Below are 15,614 nucleotides of genomic sequence, written 5' to 3'. Positions count from 1 at the left end.
CGTTGTCAGGTGCCGCGGCGGTGCGTCACTTGCCGGGGCCGAAGGTCGGCCAGCGTCCTGGCTGTGGCCGCAAGGACCAGAGCGCAGAGCGCGGCCTTGGTCACCCATTCCATGGTTCCCTCGATCAGCATCGCATGGATGACGCTGCCGAGGACGGTGACAGTGGCCAGCGCGGCATGGGCGAAGCGCCAGGTTTTCCAGCGCAGCCGCAGGCGCCTGCGAAAGGCGGCGAGCAGGGCGGCGGCGAACATCGCCCACATGGCGGTGACGCCCCAAACGGAAAACGGCGTGGGGGAGCGGAAGAGCAGCGCGTCGATCACGTCCGGCGGGCTTGTGATCCAGAGCCCCGCCACGTGGATCACGACCGCCGCCACCAGCGCACCGCCGACAAGCCGGTGCAGGCGGCGCGAGCGCAGGGTGTTCAGGCCGGGCAGGAAGCCGCCTGCCAGAAGCGGCTGGATCAGCAGAAAGGCCATCGCGATCACCCCGGCGAAGCTGGCCGCGATATAGATCGGGCTGCGCCAGGCGAGCAGCGGGCTGAAGGCCGCCGCGCCAATCGGTACGGAGATGGTGGCCGCGAGGCCCATCCAGATCAGCGCGGAACGGGGCTGGCGCACGGAGGGATCAGGCAGGTTGAAGGACGAAATGCGCTTCGAGGCTGGTGTCCTTCGAACTCCGCATCACGGGGCGGAGGAAGACGGTCTCGAAGTCGCCGCTGTCATAGGCAAGGTGGCCGTGCGGCTGCCCGAAGGCCGGGACGATCTGCGGCATCTCAAGCCGGAACACGCCGTTGGCGTCGGTCAGGGTGGCGCCGTGGCTGTGCGGGTCGCGTTCGTGGCCCTCGGTCGTATGTGCCCAGATCTGGATGCGCTGACCGGCCAGCGGCGCGCCGTCGCCCGCGCGGCGCACGGTGCCCGTCATCCAGAACCCGCCACCGCCGATCCGTTCCACGATGGGCGCGCCAGGGCGGTAGTTGTTGGCGCCGCCACGCATCGAGGGCGTCGGTGCGATGGTTTGCGCGCTGGCGGGATGGAGCAACCCGTTGGCGCCCGTTGCCAAGAGCGCGCCGCCTGCGCAGAGGAGGGAACGACGGGTGACCATGGGGATCGTCATCTGAAATTCTCCTTCCAAACATGTGGAGCGCCGGCCAGACCGGCCGGCACGCCCGACATGAGGTATAGCATGTCTGGAGGTTTTTCAGAGTTGCAGCGACGCTTGTGCGCCAAACTCCGGTCAAGGTTTCGTGAGCCTCGGGGGGCAGCATGGCCAGGGAAGCTGGCGGCACGGCCGCGCGATGTGCCGCGCCGCCCCGGGATCAGACCTCTCCGGTGTATTCGCCGCGTGCCGGGTAGTCGTTCTTGATGGCGAAATCGAGCGCGCCCAGCAATTCGGAGAAATGCGGCCGCGAGAAGGGCATGGTCTGGACGTATCCGTAGTAGAGCGTCTGCTGCGGTGTCACCATGAAAAGCCCGGGCTCGGAGAAAACGGCCGGTTCCTCGATACCGATGGAGGTCTTGCCGCGCGAGGTCGACAGGTAGAGCCCCCACTCGCGGGCCTTGGCCAGCGGCAGGTCATAGGCGATGCGCAGTCCGTCGGCGCCGATCTTGTCGGCCATCGCCTGCGCGCGCTCCTCGCCGTCGGAGCTGATCGCCAGCGTGGTCACGCCGCGCTCCGCGAAATCCGGGGTGAGCTTTTGCAGCTCGGTCAGGTAGGTGGCGCAGATCGGGCAGTGCAGGCCGCGATAGAAACACAGGAGCGTGCCGCGCTCGGCATTTTCGGCCGCGAGATCGAACTCGCCATGGGAGAGGGTCGGCAGCTTGAGGTCCGGGGTTTTCTGGCGGGGAAGCAACATGTGATGTCCTTTTTTTGGGTCTGTGCCGATGAGTGTCCGGCCACATATCCCCGAAATTCGTGTTTGAAAAAGTCGGAAAAACCGACCAAAAATCCGGAATGGAAAAGATTGACCGCCTGTCGACCCTGATGTCCCGTTTCCGGCTGAGCGCTCGCCCGGCGCCGGCCGGCGATGCCACGCTGATTGCCACGCGCAGGGTGGAGGAGGAGCCGGGGCGGCTCTATCTCGGTGCGCGCCCCGTGACAGTCGAGGTTGCGCCGGAGGATGTCCTTTTGGCCGCGACGATCGACTGGGGGAGCGAGTCGAACCCGCTCTTTCTCGCGCTCCCGGACCTGATGGTCCACGACCTGTCGCGGGACGAGGGGACGCGGCAGCTGCTGTCGCTGATCGACGCCGAGATCCGCATGCCGCGCTGCGGGGCGGACTCGGTGGTCGGGCGGCTGACAGAGGTGTTGCTGGTACGGATCCTGCGCGGACAGATCGAGGCTGGCTCGGTGGAATCGGGGCTGCTCGCTGGCTTGTCCGACCCCCGGCTGAGCCGCAGCATCGTCGCGATGCATGACCGCCCTGAACGGCTCTGGACCAACGATGACCTCGCCCGCGAGGCCGGGCTGTCGCTCAGCCGGTTCGTGGAGCTCTTCCAGGCGCGGGTCGGGGAGACGCCCGCGGCCTACCTGCGGCGCTGGCGGCTGACGCTGGCGAGCCAGGACCTTGCGCAGGGGGCGCGGGTGGAGCGGGTGGCGCACCGGTACGGGTTCCGCTCGGCCGAGGGGTTTTCGCGCGCGTTCAAGCGGCAATTCGGGCGTTTGCCTCGGTCGTTGCGGAATGCGGCGGGGGAGTTGCCGGGGCCGGCAACCTGAGGCGCATATTGCCCGGTCAGGCGGCTTTCGCGAGGCCCATCCGGCGGGAAAGACCAGCTTCCAGACGCACCAACGCATCGTAGATCAGCACCGCGAAGAGGCCGACGATCAGCCCGCCCTGCAGCACGTAGGCGGTGTTGTTGGTCAGAAGTCCCGCGATGATGACCTCGCCCAGCGTCCGCGCCGCGACGGTGGAGCCGATGGTGGCGGTGCCGAGCGCGATCACCACCGATAGTCGGATCCCGGTCAGGATCACCGGCAGCGCCAGCGGCAGTTCGACCTGCAGGAGCCGTTGCCGGCGGTTGAGGCCGATCCCGCGGGCCGCTTCCATCGTGGCGGGCGGCAGATTGGAGAGCGCGGTGACGGCGTTCTCGAAGATCGGCAACAGGCCGTAGAGGAACAGCGCCACCAGCGTCGGGCCGGCGCCGAAGCCGAGCGCCGGAACAGCGAGCGCTAGCACGGCAACGGGGGGGAAGGTCTGGCCTATGTTGGTGATCGTCCGCGAGAGCGGCCGGAAGGCCGCGCCGGCCGGGCGGGTCACCAGTATGGCCAAAGTCACCGCCACGAGCGTCGCCGCTGCCGAGGCCAGCGCCACAAGCCCGAGGTGGCTGAGCGAGAGCGAGAGCAGCGAGGCGCGGTCATAGATCACCGGCCCGCCCTCCGGCGCGAAGGGGGCGAAGATCGGCGCGAACCACGCCGGGCGCAGGACCAGCGCCAGCAGCAGGGCGACCAGCGCCAACCGTAGGAGAATGCCGCGCGTCACGCGTGGCACTCCGCCCGCGACCGGATTGCATCCAGAGTCACGCGGCCGATGCGTTGGCCGTCGCGCTCCACCGGCAGGGCGTCGCGGCCGGTCCAGAGGCAAGTTGAAAGGGCGTCGCGCAGGCTGGTTTGCTCGGGGATCGCCGCGCCCTCCGCCGGACCGTCCTCGACCAGATCGGAAACGGGGAAGAGCGACAGCAGCCGTAACGGCCGCTCCACCCCGCCGACCATCTCGGCCACAAACGCGGTCGCCGGGCGCGTGATGATCTCGGCCGGCGTGCCGTGCTGCACCAGCCGCCCGGCATCCATCACCGCCACCCGGTCGCCCAGCTGGATCGCCTCTTCCATGTCGTGGGTCACGATCAGGATGGTGGAGCCGAGCGCGCGCTGGATGCGGCGAAGGTCTTCCTGCGCGCGGGTGCGGATGATCGGGTCGAGTGCGCCGAAGGGCTCGTCCATCAGCAATAGATCTGGGCGCGAGGCGAGCGCGCGGGCCACGCCGACGCGCTGCTGCTGTCCGCCCGACAGCTCGGCAGGGAACCGGTCGCGGAACTCGGCGGGCGGCATGGAGAACAGGTCGAGCAACTCGTCCACGCGGGCGCGGATCTTGTTTGTAGGCCAGCTCAGCAGGCGCGGGACGGCGCCGATGTTGCGCGCGACCGTGTGATGCGGGAACAGGCCGTGGCCCTGGATCGCGTAGCCGATCCGCCACCGCAGCACGTGTTTTTCAAGCCCTGTCGTCGGCTCGCCGTTGATGCGCACCTCGCCCGAGCTCGGCTCGACAAGCCGGTTGATCATCCGCAGGAGAGTGGTCTTGCCGGAGCCGGACGTGCCGACGATCGCTGTGATCGTCGCTGTCTCGACGGTCATCGAGACGGCATCCACCGCCGGTTTGCCGTCGTAGAGCCTGGTGATCCGGTCGATCTCGATCATCTGTGCCTCTCCGGTGTCGGGCTGGCCAGGTCGACCAGGATGTCCATCGCGATGGCCGAGACGAGGGCCAGGGCAACGGTTGGCAGGGCTCCGAGCAGGATCAGGTCGGTTGCCGTCTGGTTGAGGCCCTGGAAGACGAAGGTGCCGAAGCCGCCGCCGCCGATCAGGGCGGCGATGACGGCAAGGCCGATGTTCTGCACCAGCACGATGCGCAGGCCGGCGAGAATCACCGGAAGGCCGAGCGGCAGCTCGACCTGAAACAGGCGTTGGCGCGGGGTCATGCCCATGCCCCGCGCGGCCTCCAGCGCTGCCGGGGGAGCCGTCGCGAGCCCGGCCACGGTGTTGGCGACCACCGGCAGCAGCGAATAGAGCACCAGTGCGAGGAAGGCCGGGGCAAAGCCGATGCCCGCGATGCCGATGGCCTGCGCGCCCGGCACCGTGTCGCCGACCCAGCCGAGCAGCGGGATCATGATGCCGAACATCGCCAACGACGGGATCGTCTGGAGGAAGCTCAGCACCGGCAGGAGCGCCTCGCGCAGGGCGGGGCGCCGGTGGCAGAGTATGCCGAGCGGAAAGCCAATGGCCGCCGCGACGGCAAGCGACCCGAAGGCGAGCCAGAGGTGACGCCAGGCGGCGTCGCGAAAGGCGTCCTTGCGGCTGCCGTATTCCTGGAAGATCGAGAGATCCGCGAGGGCACCAGAGCCGAGCACGGTGGCCAACCCCAGAAGCGCCGTCGCGAGAAGCCCTGCGCGGGCGAGGGGGCCCGGAGAGAGGTTCGACAGCGCATCCGCCATCAGCAAGGCGAGGATTACCAGCAGACACCAGAATCCGGCACCGGGAGAGACCCGCGCATAGTCACCAGCGCCATCGAGAAGCGCGTCGGACCCCTGCACGAGCAGCCACGCCGCGCCGGCCAGCCCGAGCGCCGCGCCGGCGAGGCGCAGACGCGGCCAGGCTGCCGGAAGGCCGAGCGCCAGCCCCGCCGTAATTGCTGCAAGGCCCGGCAACGTCGCTTCCGGCCCGGCCATGCTCCACGCCCGCACGCCGTCGCCGGCCACGATGCGGTTGGCGGCCAGCGTCATGAACGGGGCCAGCAGCGTGGCCAGCCCCAGAACGGCAAAGAGAAGGCCGGGCGCCGAGACCGCCGGGGCGTTCCTGGTGGACATCGCTTCGGAGATCAGTCCAGCACGCCGATCTCGGTGAGATAGTCGCGGGCCACGGCTTCGGCCGGCTCGCCGCCGACCTGGATCCGGCCGTTGAGCTTCTGCAGGGTCGCCATGTCGAGCCCGGCGAAGATCGGGTTCAGCACGTCAGCGATGGCGGGATACTCTGCCAGCACCTCGTCGCGCACCACCGGTGCCGGCTCATAGACGGGCTGCACCCCCTTGTCGTCGGCCATCACAACGAGGCCCGTCGCGCCGACCCCGCCATCGGTGCCATAGGCCATGGCAGCGTTCACGCCCGAGGTGCCCCGCGCTGCCGCGTGGATCGTCGCCGCGGTGTCGCCGCCCGACAGGACCACGGTCTGGTCCGTCGACAGGGTGAAGCCATAGGCCTCCTGCATCGCAGGCAGAACGGCGGGGGAGGAGACGAACTCGGTCGACGCGGCAAGCTTCACCTCGCCGCCGCCGGCGACCCAGGCTCCGAAGTCCGACATCGTGACGAGCCCGTTTTCACTGGCGAGGGGGCCGGTCACGGCGATGGCCCAGGTGTTGTTGGCCGGGGCGGGTTGCAGCCAGGTGAGGCTGTTGGCTTCCGCGTCGAGCTCCGCGGCGCGGGCATAGGCCGCCTCGGCGTCCTTCCAAACGGGACTCTCGGCCTCGTTGAAGAAGTAGGCGGCGTTGCCGGTGTACTCCGGATAGAGGTCGATCTGACCGGCGAGCAGGGCCTCGCGGACGACCTGCGTGGCGCCGAGCTGCAGGCGGCGTTCGACCGGCAGACCCGCGTCCTCGAGGGCCAGCGCGATGACGTTCCCGAGCAGGCCGCCTTCGGTGTCGATCTTGGAGGAGATGACGATATCGGCCTGCGCGGCCACGCTCAGCGCGCCGGTCAGGCCTACGACGGCTGCGACGAAATCGAGTTTCATGGGGATGATGCTCCTTGAGCCTGGGTGCTCGTTGGCTTTGCGATGCAAATCGGGGGGTACTGTAGTGCCTTTGGCGCTGCCGCCAAGCGCGCTGCCCCCACGTTCCGCCATTCGGCGCTGACCCTTCGCTGAGCCTGTCCCGGCCTTGCCTGCCTGGTCCCGCGACATGCTTTGCGAAATGCTTTGCGCAAACGTTTGTTCAAGCGTATTGTGCCCCTCAAACGCACAGCCACATGATGGAGGAGATCATGAGAAAGGCTGTTCTTCTGAACGGACCGATCGCGCGCACCGTGGCCTTCATGGGTCACACTGACAGCCTGTGCATTGGCGATGCGGGCCTGCCGATTCCTGACGGCGTCGAGCGGATCGACCTGGCCGTGACGCAGGGGTTGCCGCGCTTTCTCGATGTGCTGGATGCGGTGACCGGCGAGCTTTGCGTCGAGCGGGTGAGCATCGCGCAGGAAATGGTGGATACGCAGACGGCCCTACATGGCGAGGTGCTGGCCCGGATCGCGGCGCTCGAGGCGGCGCAAGGCAAGCCGATCGCGGTGGATGCCGTGCCGCACGAGGCGTTCAAGCAACAGACGGCGTCCTGCAAGGCGGTGATCCGCACGGGCGAGGTCACGCCCTATGCGAACATCATCCTCCATGCCGGCGTGACGTTCTGAGAGACGCGAAAGGACAGGAGATGACAGCACTTCTCGAACTTCGCGGCGTCGACAAGGCATTCGGATCGGTGCGCGTGCTGAAGGGGGTGGATTTCACCGTCGAGCCCGGCCATGTGGTGGCCCTCGCGGGCGAGAACGGCGCCGGCAAATCGACGCTTATGAAGATCATCACCGGCATCTATCGCCGGGACGCCGGCTCGATGAAGTACCGCGGGCAGGAAGCCCGGTTCAGCAATGCCAGGCAGTCGATGGACGCCGGGATCGCGATGATCCACCAGGAGCTGAACCTGCTGCCTGCGCTTTCGGTGGGGGAGAACATCTTTCTCGGACGGGAGCCGGTGGACAGCACGGGCCGCATCCTCTGGGGCGAGATCGACCGCGAGTCGCGCCATTGGCTTGGTCAGCTCAAGCAGAACATCGATCCCCGGACCGAGACCGGCAAGCTCTCCATCGCCCAGCAGCAGATGGTCGAGATTGCCCGCGCGCTGTCGATGAATGCCGAAGTCATCATCATGGACGAGCCGACGGATTCCCTGACAGACGTCGAGACCAGGATCCTCTTCGAAGTGGTCGATCATCTGCGGGCGGAGGGCAAGGGTTTGGTCTTCATCTCGCACCGGCTGGGAGAGATATTTCAGCTGTGCGACGATGTGGCCGTCCTGCGCGATGGCGCGATGGTTCATCAGGGGCCTGTCTCCGAGATCGACGAGGACACGCTGATCCGCCATATGGTGGGGCGCGAACTCTCCGACCAATATCCATTTGTCCCGGCGGCGCCGGCCGAGGTCAGGCTCAAGGTTGAGGCGCTGGTCGCCCGTGGCGTGCGGGAGGTCTCCTTCGAGGCCCGCGCCGGCGAGGTCGTCGGCTTTGCCGGCCTTGTCGGGGCGGGGCGGACCGAACTTGGCAAGGCGATCTACGGTGCCAACCCGGTTGTCTCTGGCCACATCGAGATCGACGGCGAGCCAATGCGCATCGGCACCCCGCGCGACGGTGTCCGGGCCGGCATCGGCTACGTGACCGAGGACCGCAAGCTCGAGGGGCTGATCCAGTCCCACGGACTCCGGCGCAACATGTCGCTGACCGGGCTCTTCCGATTCTCCGGCTCAACCGGCCATATCGACAAGCAGGCGGAACGGGCCGAGATTACCGACTACATCAACGCCTTCTCTATCAAGACGCACGGAATCGACGCGGTCGTTTCGCAGCTGTCGGGCGGCAACCAGCAGAAGGTGTCCATCGCCAAGTCGCTGGTGCCCAAGCCCCGGATCCTGATCCTCGACGAACCCACCCGCGGCGTCGACGTGGGCGCGAAACGCGAAATCTACACACTCATCAACGAACTCAAGGCGCAGGGACTCTGCATCCTGCTGATGTCCTCGGACATGCCGGAACTGCTCGGCATCTCCGACCGCATTCTCGTGATGTCGAACGGGCTGCTGACCGGCAGCTTCGACCGCGGCGAGGCGGATCAGGAAGCAATCATGCGCTGTACGGTGGCCGGGCTTACGGAGGGAACGGTTCAATGACACGGTCTTTCGATATCAGGACATTCGTCATGGAGAACATCCCGTTGATCGGCCTGATCGTGCTGATGGCGGCTGTGTCTCTCTACTCGCCCAACTTTCTGACCGTCGACAACCTGCTGAACATCCTGCGGCAGACCTCGATCAACGCGATCATCGCAATGGGGATGACCTTCGTGATCTTGACCGCGGGCATCGACCTGTCGGTGGGCTCGATCCTGGCCTTCGCGGGGGCGGTTTGCGCCTCGATGATCGCGGCGGACACGCCGCTGATCGTGGCGCTGCTGACGACCCTCGTGATCGGGGCCGCGCTCGGGGCCGCGTCGGGCTCGATCATCGCCTTCTTCGGTGTGCAGGCCTTCATCGCGACGCTGGTCGGCATGACGATGGTGCGCGGGCTGGTGCTCGTCTACACCGATGGCCGGCCGATCTCGACGGGTGATTTCGACGTCGCAAACAGCTTCTACGAGGTGGGCGGCGGCTACATCGCCGGTATCCCGATCCCGGTCATAATTGCTGGCGTCGTCTTTCTCGCCTGCTGGTACGTGCTGAACTACACGCGGCTCGGCCGTTACGTCTATGCCATCGGCGGCAACGAGCAGGTGGCGCAGCTGGCCGGCGTGAACGTCTCCCGCGTCAAGGTCATCGTCTACGCGATCTCGGGCGCGCTTTCGGCGCTCGCGGGCATTATCCTGACCGCGCGCCTGGAATCGGCGCAGCCCACCGCCGGCCTTGCCTACGAACTCGACGCCATCGCGGCGGTCGTGCTGGGCGGCACCTCGCTGGCCGGCGGGCGCGGCCGGATCACCGGCACGCTGATCGGCGCGCTCATCATCGGCGTGCTGAACAACGCGCTGAACATCATGGATGTCTCGTCCTACTACCAGATGATCGCGAAAGGCGCTGTCATTCTGCTTGCCGTGGTCCTCGATGGCCGCAGCAAGGCGACGTCCAAGTAACTCTCACATGACACAAACCGGAGGAAACCTGTCATGAAAAAGCTCTTTGGCCTGGCCACCGCCACCGCAATGCTGCTGGGCAGCACCGCGCCCAGCTTCGCAGCCGACACACTGGCGCTGGTCGTCTCGACGCTGAACAACCCGTTCTTCGTGACCCTCAAGGAAGGCGCCGAGGGCAAGGCGTCCGAGCTCGGATATGAGCTGCTCGTGCTCGACAGCCAGAACGACCCGGCCAAGGAACTGGCCGCCGTCGAGGACGTGCTGAACAAGGACGTCAAGCTGCTGATGATCAACCCGACCGATTCCGATGCCGTACGCAGTGCGATCCGCGCTGCCAACCGCAAGGACGTGCCGGTGGTGACGCTGGACCGCGGCGCCTCGGGCGGCGACGTGGTTTCCCACGTCGCCTCCGACAACGTGCAGGGCGGCGAGATGGCAGCGGAACTCGTTGCCTCCGTTCTCGAAGGCAGCGGCAAGGTGGTCGAACTGCAGGGCGTGCCCGGCACCTCGGCCGCGCGGGATCGCGGCGAAGGCTTCAACAAGGGGATCGGCGCTGTTGCCGGTCTCGAGATCGTCGCCTCCCAGGCCGCCGACTTCGACCGGACCAAGGGTCTGAACGTGATGGAAAACATCCTGCAGGCGCAACCCGAGATCGATGTCGTCTTCGCCCATAACGACGAAATGGCGCTCGGCGCGATCAAGGCCATCGAGGCCGCCAAGCGCGACATCCTCGTGATCGGCTTCGACGGGACCGACGACGCCGTGGCCGCCGTCAACGACGGCACCATGCTCGCCACCGTCGCCCAGCAGGCCGGCATGATCGGCGCGCTCGGGGTCGAGACCGCCGACAAGATCCTCAAGGGCGAATCCGTGCCGGAGTACACTCCGGTTCCGCTCAAGCTGATCCAGAAGTAAGGTAGTTCTTCACGCAAAAGGGGAGAGCGGTCTTGTTCGCTCTCCCGCCTGCCAAGGTCGACGCCGAATGGTAAGCATCAAGGACGTGGCGCAGGTCGCAGGGGTCTCCGTCTCCACCGTCTCCCACGTCATCAACAAGACACGGTTCGTCTCGCCCGATACGATGGCGGCGGTTCAGAAGGCCGTCGACGACCTTGGCTACCAGCCGAGCTATCTTGCCCGCGCGCTGCGGAGCAAACGGACCCGGACGCTTGGCATGCTCGTCACCTCGTCGACGAACCCGTTCTTTGCGGAGGTCATCAGCGGGGTGGAGGAGGGGTGCTTTCGCGCCGGTTACAGCCTGATCCTGTGCAATTGCGGGGATCAACCGGGCCGGCAGCGCACCTATCTCGAAACCCTGATGCAAAAGCGGATCGACGGCCTCGCCGTGATGACGACGAGCCGGGATGCCGATTTCCAGGCCGAACTCGAAAGCCTCGGGACCTTACCGCGCGTGGTGTTGGATTCCGCGCCGATGCCGCATACCGGTACGATCGGAGACGATTCCGTTGCCGGCGGGCGGCTGGCGGCCGGGCTGCTGGTGTCGCGCGGGCATATCCGGATCGGCTGCCTGACCGGGCCGGCGAGCCACCCGCGCTCCGCCGACCGTCTGAGCGGTTTCCGGGCGGGGTTGGAGGCTGCGGGCATTTCCCTTCCGCAAGAACGCGTGGCGGTCGGAGAGCTGTCGGCCGGGGGCGGATACCAGGCGATGCAGCACCTGCTGGCGCAGACGCCGGCGCCGAGCGCGGTCTTTGCCTTCAATGACCTGATGGCGATGGGGGCCTATCGCGCCATTGCCGAGCACGGGCTCGCGATCCCGCGGGACATCTCGGTCATCGGCTACGACGACCTCGAGATCGCGTCCTACCTTGTGCCCGGGCTTACGACCATCCGCCAGCCCGGCTTCGGCCTGGGGCTCGAGGCGGCCGAGATCCTGATCGCCAACCTCGAGACCGGCGCGAGCCTGCCGGAGGTCATACGACACACACCGGAACTCGTGATCCGGGATTCCGTCAGATAGAGAAGCGAACTGCCCAATGCCCATCGCCGTCTTCGGAAGCATCAACATCGACCTCACCACTTATGGCGCGCGCCTTCCGCGGCCCGGCGAGACGCTGCACGGCGACCGCTACGCTATCGGGCTTGGCGGCAAAGGCTGCAACCAGGCAGTCGCGGCCTCGCGGCTCGGCGCGCCAACCGTGCTCATCGGGCGTGTGGGGGACGATACGTTCGGACGGCGTGCCCTGGCTGACCTCCAGGCCACCGGGGTGTCGACGCGCGGGGTGCTGATCGATGCCGGAGCCGAGACGGGTATCGCCGTCATCGGGGTCGATGCAGGGGCGCAGAACTGCATAACCGTGGTGGGCGGCGCCAACATGGCGATCGACGCCAGCGACGTGGCGCGGTGCCGGTCGGAGCTGGAGTGCGCATCGGTCCTGCTGCTGCAACTGGAGACCCCGCTCGAAGCCGGCCTTCAGGCCGCCGACATCGTTCGTGCCGCGGGCGGTCGGGTGATCCTCGACCCGGCGCCCGCGCCGCAGGGCGGGCTTCCGCCGGAGGTGCTCGCGCGGGTGGATATCGTGACCCCGAACGAGACCGAGACAGAACTGCTGGTCGGGCTTCGGCCGAGCAATCCCGAAGAGGCCGCCAGGGCCGCCGGCCTTCTGCGGGCGCAGGGCGTCGCGGCGGCTGTGGTCAAGCTCGGCGCGGCCGGCGTCTATTATCAGGATGCAGAGAGCGAAGGCTTCGTGCCGCCCTTCAAGGTCGACAGCATCGACACGGTCGCTGCCGGAGACTGCTTCAACGGCGGGTTGGGCTATGCGCTGAGCCAGAGCGCGCCGCTCGGCGAGGCGATCCGGTTCGCCGCCGCTTGCGGCGCCCTGTCGACGACCAGGGCGGGCGCGTCATCTTCCGCGCCGACGCTTGCGGAGGTGGAAGCTTTGCTCGGGCGCCAGTGATCGGGAGGGCCGAACCTCAGTCGCGCCGGGCGGGACGATCCGTCGTTTCGCCGGAGACAAAACAGGGCTCGAAGGCCTTGGATCGCGGCTCGATTTGCGCGGTCGGATCTTCCAGCCGCTCCAGGAGCCATGTGCAGGCCTGAACCGCCATCTCCCGCGCCAGCTGTGCCGCATGGGTCACGCGCGGACGCAGCACGTCGCCCCACGGGGCTTCGTCGATGCAGCAGACGGAGAGGTCCTCCGGGACGCGGAATCCGAATTCCTGTGCCGCCTGCAGCGTGCCGACCATCATCTCGTTGTTGGCCGCCACGATTGCCGTGACCGGACGTGGTGCGCAGAGCAATCGTGTGGCTGCCTGATAGCCGCTGGCCCGCGTATAATCACCTGGCAGAACGGTGTCCGCCTCGGTCTCGAGCCCGTGGGTTTCCATTGCTGTCCGGAAGCCGATCTCGCGCTCCACGGCGGACCATTGGCCGGTCTCGCCCCCGATGTAAGCGATCCGTTGGTGCCCCAGCCCGTAAAGGTGCCTGACGAGGATCCCGACGGCCAGCCGGTTGTCGAGGCCCACGAAATCGTAGGAGGTGCCGGGCACCTGGTGGTCGAACAGCACTACGGGAATGCCGGCGCCGTCGAGTTGCGGCAGCAGTTCGGCTGTCTTCTGGGTGGGGGAGATCATGACGCCGGCGACCCGCTGCGCGATCAGCTGCCGGATCACCGCCGCCTCGTCGCTGGCAACGCCGGACTTGTCGGAGAGCGTCAGAAGATACCCTTTCTCAAAGGCGCGATGTTCGAACTCCGCAAGAAACATCTGCGCAAAATAGGTCCGGATGTCGGAGACGATCAGGCTGACAAAGGGGCTACGGCCCTTCCGCAGGCTCTTGGCGATCGGATTGGCGACATAGCCGGTGGCCTCGGCCGCATCCATGATTTTTCGAAACGTTTTACTGCTGACTCGTTCCTTCTGGTTCAGGGCCAGGGATACGGTCGAGACGGAGACGCCGGCGACCTTTGCCACATCGCGGATCGTTGCCATGTCGTTCAAGCCTCCAGAATACTGCCCTATGGCCTGAGTATATTGATTTCGGACCCTTGGCAATTGCCCGGGCATCCTGTTGTCGCGGAGGCGGGTCGTCGCTGCGCGGACTTGACATCGCAGTTCACGTGGAGTTCCCTGATTATAGAAACGTTTCGATTTCGACTCGTTGCGAGGTGGAGTTCGGAGGGAGGAGTGTTGCCGTGTTGGAGGGGCGGGCGCAAGGTTCGTCGGCGCAGGCAGTCTCTCCGTCGATCTGAACCGCCACCGGCCTGGGCCGGGTAGCCCGGCCTGACCGGGCGTGGGCCCTCGCACCGCGACGGGCCAGAGAATCTACGGTGCCGCAGCGCGCCAGTTGCGACCCGACTGGAAGAGGAGCCAAGAGGGAATTCCGATGAAAGACATCGTTCTGATTGCCAACGGAGACCTGCGCGAAAGCGCGAACATCGTCTGCTGGCCTGCCCAGAAGGCGATGGAGGATCGCCTGATGGAGGTGGTCGCCGCCAAAGGCCGCACGATCACCCGAGGGCACCCCGTGAAGCCGCAAGGACACGGCTTCATCGGAAGCCAGCGCGAGGGAATGGATGTATTTGCCGGCATCGACCCGGAGGCGCCGCTGATCGTTGCCGAGGCGGTCTGGCAGTATTCGCATCACGTCCTCGCCGGGCTCTACCATCACCGCGGCCCGATCCTGACGTTGGCCAACTGGTCCGGCCAGTGGCCGGGGCTGGTGGGGATGCTCAATCTGAACGGTTCCCTGACCAAGGCCGGCGCGCCCTATTCCACGATCTGGAGCGAGAATTTCGACGATCCCTTCTTCGAGCGCGCGCTCGATGAATGGCTGGAAACCGGCAAGGTCACCCACGAGACGGACCATGTCATCCCGTGTCCGGACCTGAAGCTGCCCGAGGCGGATGCCGCCATCGTGCAATCCATCGTGCAATCCATGTTGCGCGAAAAGGTCATAATGGGGGTGTTCGACGAAGGGTGCATGGGGATGCACAATGCCATTATTCCCGACGAGCTCCTGCTGCCGATGGGCATCTTCAAGGAACGGCTGTCTCAATCGGCTCTCTACTATGCCGCCAGGCAGGTGCCCGAGGGAGAAGCGCGTGCGGTCTATGAATGGTATCTGGCGAAGGGTCTGAAGTTCCACCTCGGCGACACGCACGAAGAGGATCTGACCGAGGCGCAGGTTCTGGATCAGTGCCGCATGTACATCGCGGCTGTCCGGATCGCGGACGAGTTCGGCTGCGAAGCAATCGGCATCCAGTACCAGCAGGGCCTGAAGGATCTCATGCCGGCATCCGACCTGGTGGAGGGCACGCTCAACAACAGCGACCGACCGGATGTGAGCGGGCCGAACGGCGTGATCCGCAAAGGCGAGCCGATCCCGCATTTCAATGAAGTGGACGAATGTGCGGGCCTCGACGGTCTGCTGATTAACCGCCTGCACAAGGCGCTCGGACAGCCGGTGGAGAACACGCTGCATGACCTGCGGTGGGGCGGCCCGGACGAAAGCGGCAGCACTGACGCGTATGTCTGGGTCTTTCTGATCTCCGGCGCCGTGCCGCCCGCCCATAACGAAGGCGGATGGGCCGGGTCCGAGAGCTTCCGCCAGCCGCCGATGTACTTCCCCAACGGCGGCGGCACCCTGCACGGGGTGGCGAAACCGGGCGAGATCATCTGGTCCCGGATCTTCGTCGAAGGCGGTGCGCTGCATATGGATATCGGGCGCGGTCAGGCAATCTCGCTGCCAGAGGAAGAGACCCGGCGCAGGCTGGAGGCGACCACGCCCCAATGGCCCATCATGCATGCGGTTCTCACAGGCGTGACGCGCGACCAGATGATGGCGCGCCACAAGGCGAACCATATCCAACTGGCCTATGCGACCTCTGCCGAGCAAGCCGACCGTGCGATGAAGGCCAAGGCCGCACTCGCGAAGGAACTGGGTATCGAGGTCTGCTTCTGCGGCGTGAAGCCCGTCTGAGCCCGGCACCATGGGTGTGCCGGCAGGTTTCGGCGC

16 protein-coding genes are annotated in these 15,614 nt (G+C 66.6%); 8 read left to right on the top strand and 8 right to left on the bottom strand.

Annotated features, from left to right (window positions below; all coding sequences use genetic code 11):
- Nucleotides 1–5: 5 nt before the first annotated feature.
- The 3 genes from ACFQ2S_RS24395 to ACFQ2S_RS24385 all read right to left on the bottom strand — a co-directional run bounded on the left by ACFQ2S_RS24395 (nt 6) and on the right by ACFQ2S_RS24385 (nt 1,852).
- A complete protein-coding gene (locus tag ACFQ2S_RS24395) occupies nt 6–587 on the bottom strand; it encodes a ferric reductase-like transmembrane domain-containing protein (protein WP_386079385.1) in 582 nt (193 codons plus the stop codon).
- A gap of 37 nt (nt 588–624) precedes the next feature.
- A complete protein-coding gene (locus ACFQ2S_RS24390) occupies nt 625–1,113 on the bottom strand; it encodes a twin-arginine translocation pathway signal (protein WP_386079245.1) in 489 nt (162 codons plus the stop codon).
- A 202-nt stretch (nt 1,114–1,315) separates the two neighbouring features.
- Nucleotides 1,316–1,852, bottom strand: a complete 537-nt coding sequence (locus ACFQ2S_RS24385) for a peroxiredoxin-like family protein (protein ID WP_386079242.1) — start codon at nt 1,850–1,852, stop codon at nt 1,316–1,318.
- 98 nt (nt 1,853–1,950) lie between these two features.
- Here ACFQ2S_RS24385 and ACFQ2S_RS24380 point away from each other — a divergent pair, with 98 nt between their 5' ends.
- Complete coding sequence (locus ACFQ2S_RS24380) at nt 1,951–2,712, top strand: AraC family transcriptional regulator (protein ID WP_386079240.1); 762 nt, start codon at nt 1,951–1,953, stop codon at nt 2,710–2,712.
- Between the two features lie 16 nt (nt 2,713–2,728).
- Here ACFQ2S_RS24380 and ACFQ2S_RS24375 read toward each other — a convergent pair whose 3' ends face one another.
- The 4 genes from ACFQ2S_RS24375 to osmF are packed head-to-tail and all read right to left on the bottom strand — an operon-like array spanning nt 2,729 to nt 6,493.
- The gene (locus ACFQ2S_RS24375; RefSeq protein ID WP_386079238.1) at nt 2,729–3,475 is read right to left on the bottom strand and encodes an ABC transporter permease; all 747 of its coding nucleotides are present in this window, start codon (nt 3,473–3,475) and stop codon (nt 2,729–2,731) included.
- The gene (locus tag ACFQ2S_RS24370; RefSeq protein WP_386079235.1) at nt 3,472–4,407 is read right to left on the bottom strand and encodes an ABC transporter ATP-binding protein; all 936 of its coding nucleotides are present in this window, start codon (nt 4,405–4,407) and stop codon (nt 3,472–3,474) included. Before ACFQ2S_RS24370 ends, ACFQ2S_RS24375 begins: the two co-directional genes overlap by 4 nt.
- Entirely contained in the window at nt 4,404–5,573 is a 1,170-nt protein-coding gene (locus tag ACFQ2S_RS24365) for an ABC transporter permease (RefSeq protein WP_386079233.1), read from the bottom strand. Before ACFQ2S_RS24365 ends, ACFQ2S_RS24370 begins: the two co-directional genes overlap by 4 nt.
- A gap of 11 nt (nt 5,574–5,584) precedes the next feature.
- A complete protein-coding gene (osmF, locus tag ACFQ2S_RS24360; protein ID WP_386079230.1) occupies nt 5,585–6,493 on the bottom strand; it encodes a glycine betaine ABC transporter substrate-binding protein OsmF in 909 nt (302 codons plus the stop codon).
- 233 nt (nt 6,494–6,726) lie between these two features.
- Here osmF and rbsD point away from each other — a divergent pair, with 233 nt between their 5' ends.
- The 6 genes from rbsD to rbsK all read left to right on the top strand — a co-directional run bounded on the left by rbsD (nt 6,727) and on the right by rbsK (nt 12,555).
- Nucleotides 6,727–7,161, top strand: a complete 435-nt coding sequence (rbsD, locus tag ACFQ2S_RS24355; protein WP_386079228.1) for a D-ribose pyranase — start codon at nt 6,727–6,729, stop codon at nt 7,159–7,161.
- Nucleotides 7,162–7,181: 20 nt separating this feature from the next.
- A complete protein-coding gene (locus tag ACFQ2S_RS24350; RefSeq protein ID WP_386079225.1) occupies nt 7,182–8,687 on the top strand; it encodes a sugar ABC transporter ATP-binding protein in 1,506 nt (501 codons plus the stop codon).
- Nucleotides 8,684–9,643, top strand: coding sequence for a ribose ABC transporter permease (rbsC, locus tag ACFQ2S_RS24345; RefSeq protein WP_386079222.1), 960 nt, complete (start codon nt 8,684–8,686; stop codon nt 9,641–9,643). Before ACFQ2S_RS24350 ends, rbsC begins: the two co-directional genes overlap by 4 nt.
- A gap of 33 nt (nt 9,644–9,676) precedes the next feature.
- Complete coding sequence (rbsB, locus tag ACFQ2S_RS24340) at nt 9,677–10,558, top strand: ribose ABC transporter substrate-binding protein RbsB (RefSeq protein WP_386079220.1); 882 nt, start codon at nt 9,677–9,679, stop codon at nt 10,556–10,558.
- Between the two features lie 67 nt (nt 10,559–10,625).
- Nucleotides 10,626–11,618, top strand: coding sequence for a LacI family DNA-binding transcriptional regulator (locus ACFQ2S_RS24335; protein ID WP_386079218.1), 993 nt, complete (start codon nt 10,626–10,628; stop codon nt 11,616–11,618).
- A gap of 16 nt (nt 11,619–11,634) precedes the next feature.
- Nucleotides 11,635–12,555: a ribokinase gene (gene rbsK / locus ACFQ2S_RS24330; RefSeq protein ID WP_386079215.1), complete on the top strand. Its 921-nt coding sequence runs from the start codon at nt 11,635–11,637 to the stop codon at nt 12,553–12,555.
- Between the two features lie 16 nt (nt 12,556–12,571).
- On the opposite strand, the gene ACFQ2S_RS24325 is transcribed toward rbsK, so the two are convergent.
- A complete protein-coding gene (locus ACFQ2S_RS24325) occupies nt 12,572–13,588 on the bottom strand; it encodes a LacI family DNA-binding transcriptional regulator (RefSeq protein WP_386079212.1) in 1,017 nt (338 codons plus the stop codon).
- 394 nt (nt 13,589–13,982) lie between these two features.
- Between ACFQ2S_RS24325 and ACFQ2S_RS24320 the strand changes: the two genes are divergently transcribed.
- The gene (locus tag ACFQ2S_RS24320; protein WP_386079209.1) at nt 13,983–15,578 is read left to right on the top strand and encodes a fucose isomerase; all 1,596 of its coding nucleotides are present in this window, start codon (nt 13,983–13,985) and stop codon (nt 15,576–15,578) included.
- Nucleotides 15,579–15,614: the final 36 nt, after the last annotated feature.

Source organism: Tropicimonas aquimaris (assembly GCF_042676185.1).
Classification (GTDB): domain Bacteria; phylum Pseudomonadota; class Alphaproteobacteria; order Rhodobacterales; family Rhodobacteraceae; genus Tropicimonas; species Tropicimonas aquimaris.
Note: the sequence above shows the minus strand (reverse complement) of the source record. Positions and strands in the feature narration are given on the sequence as shown.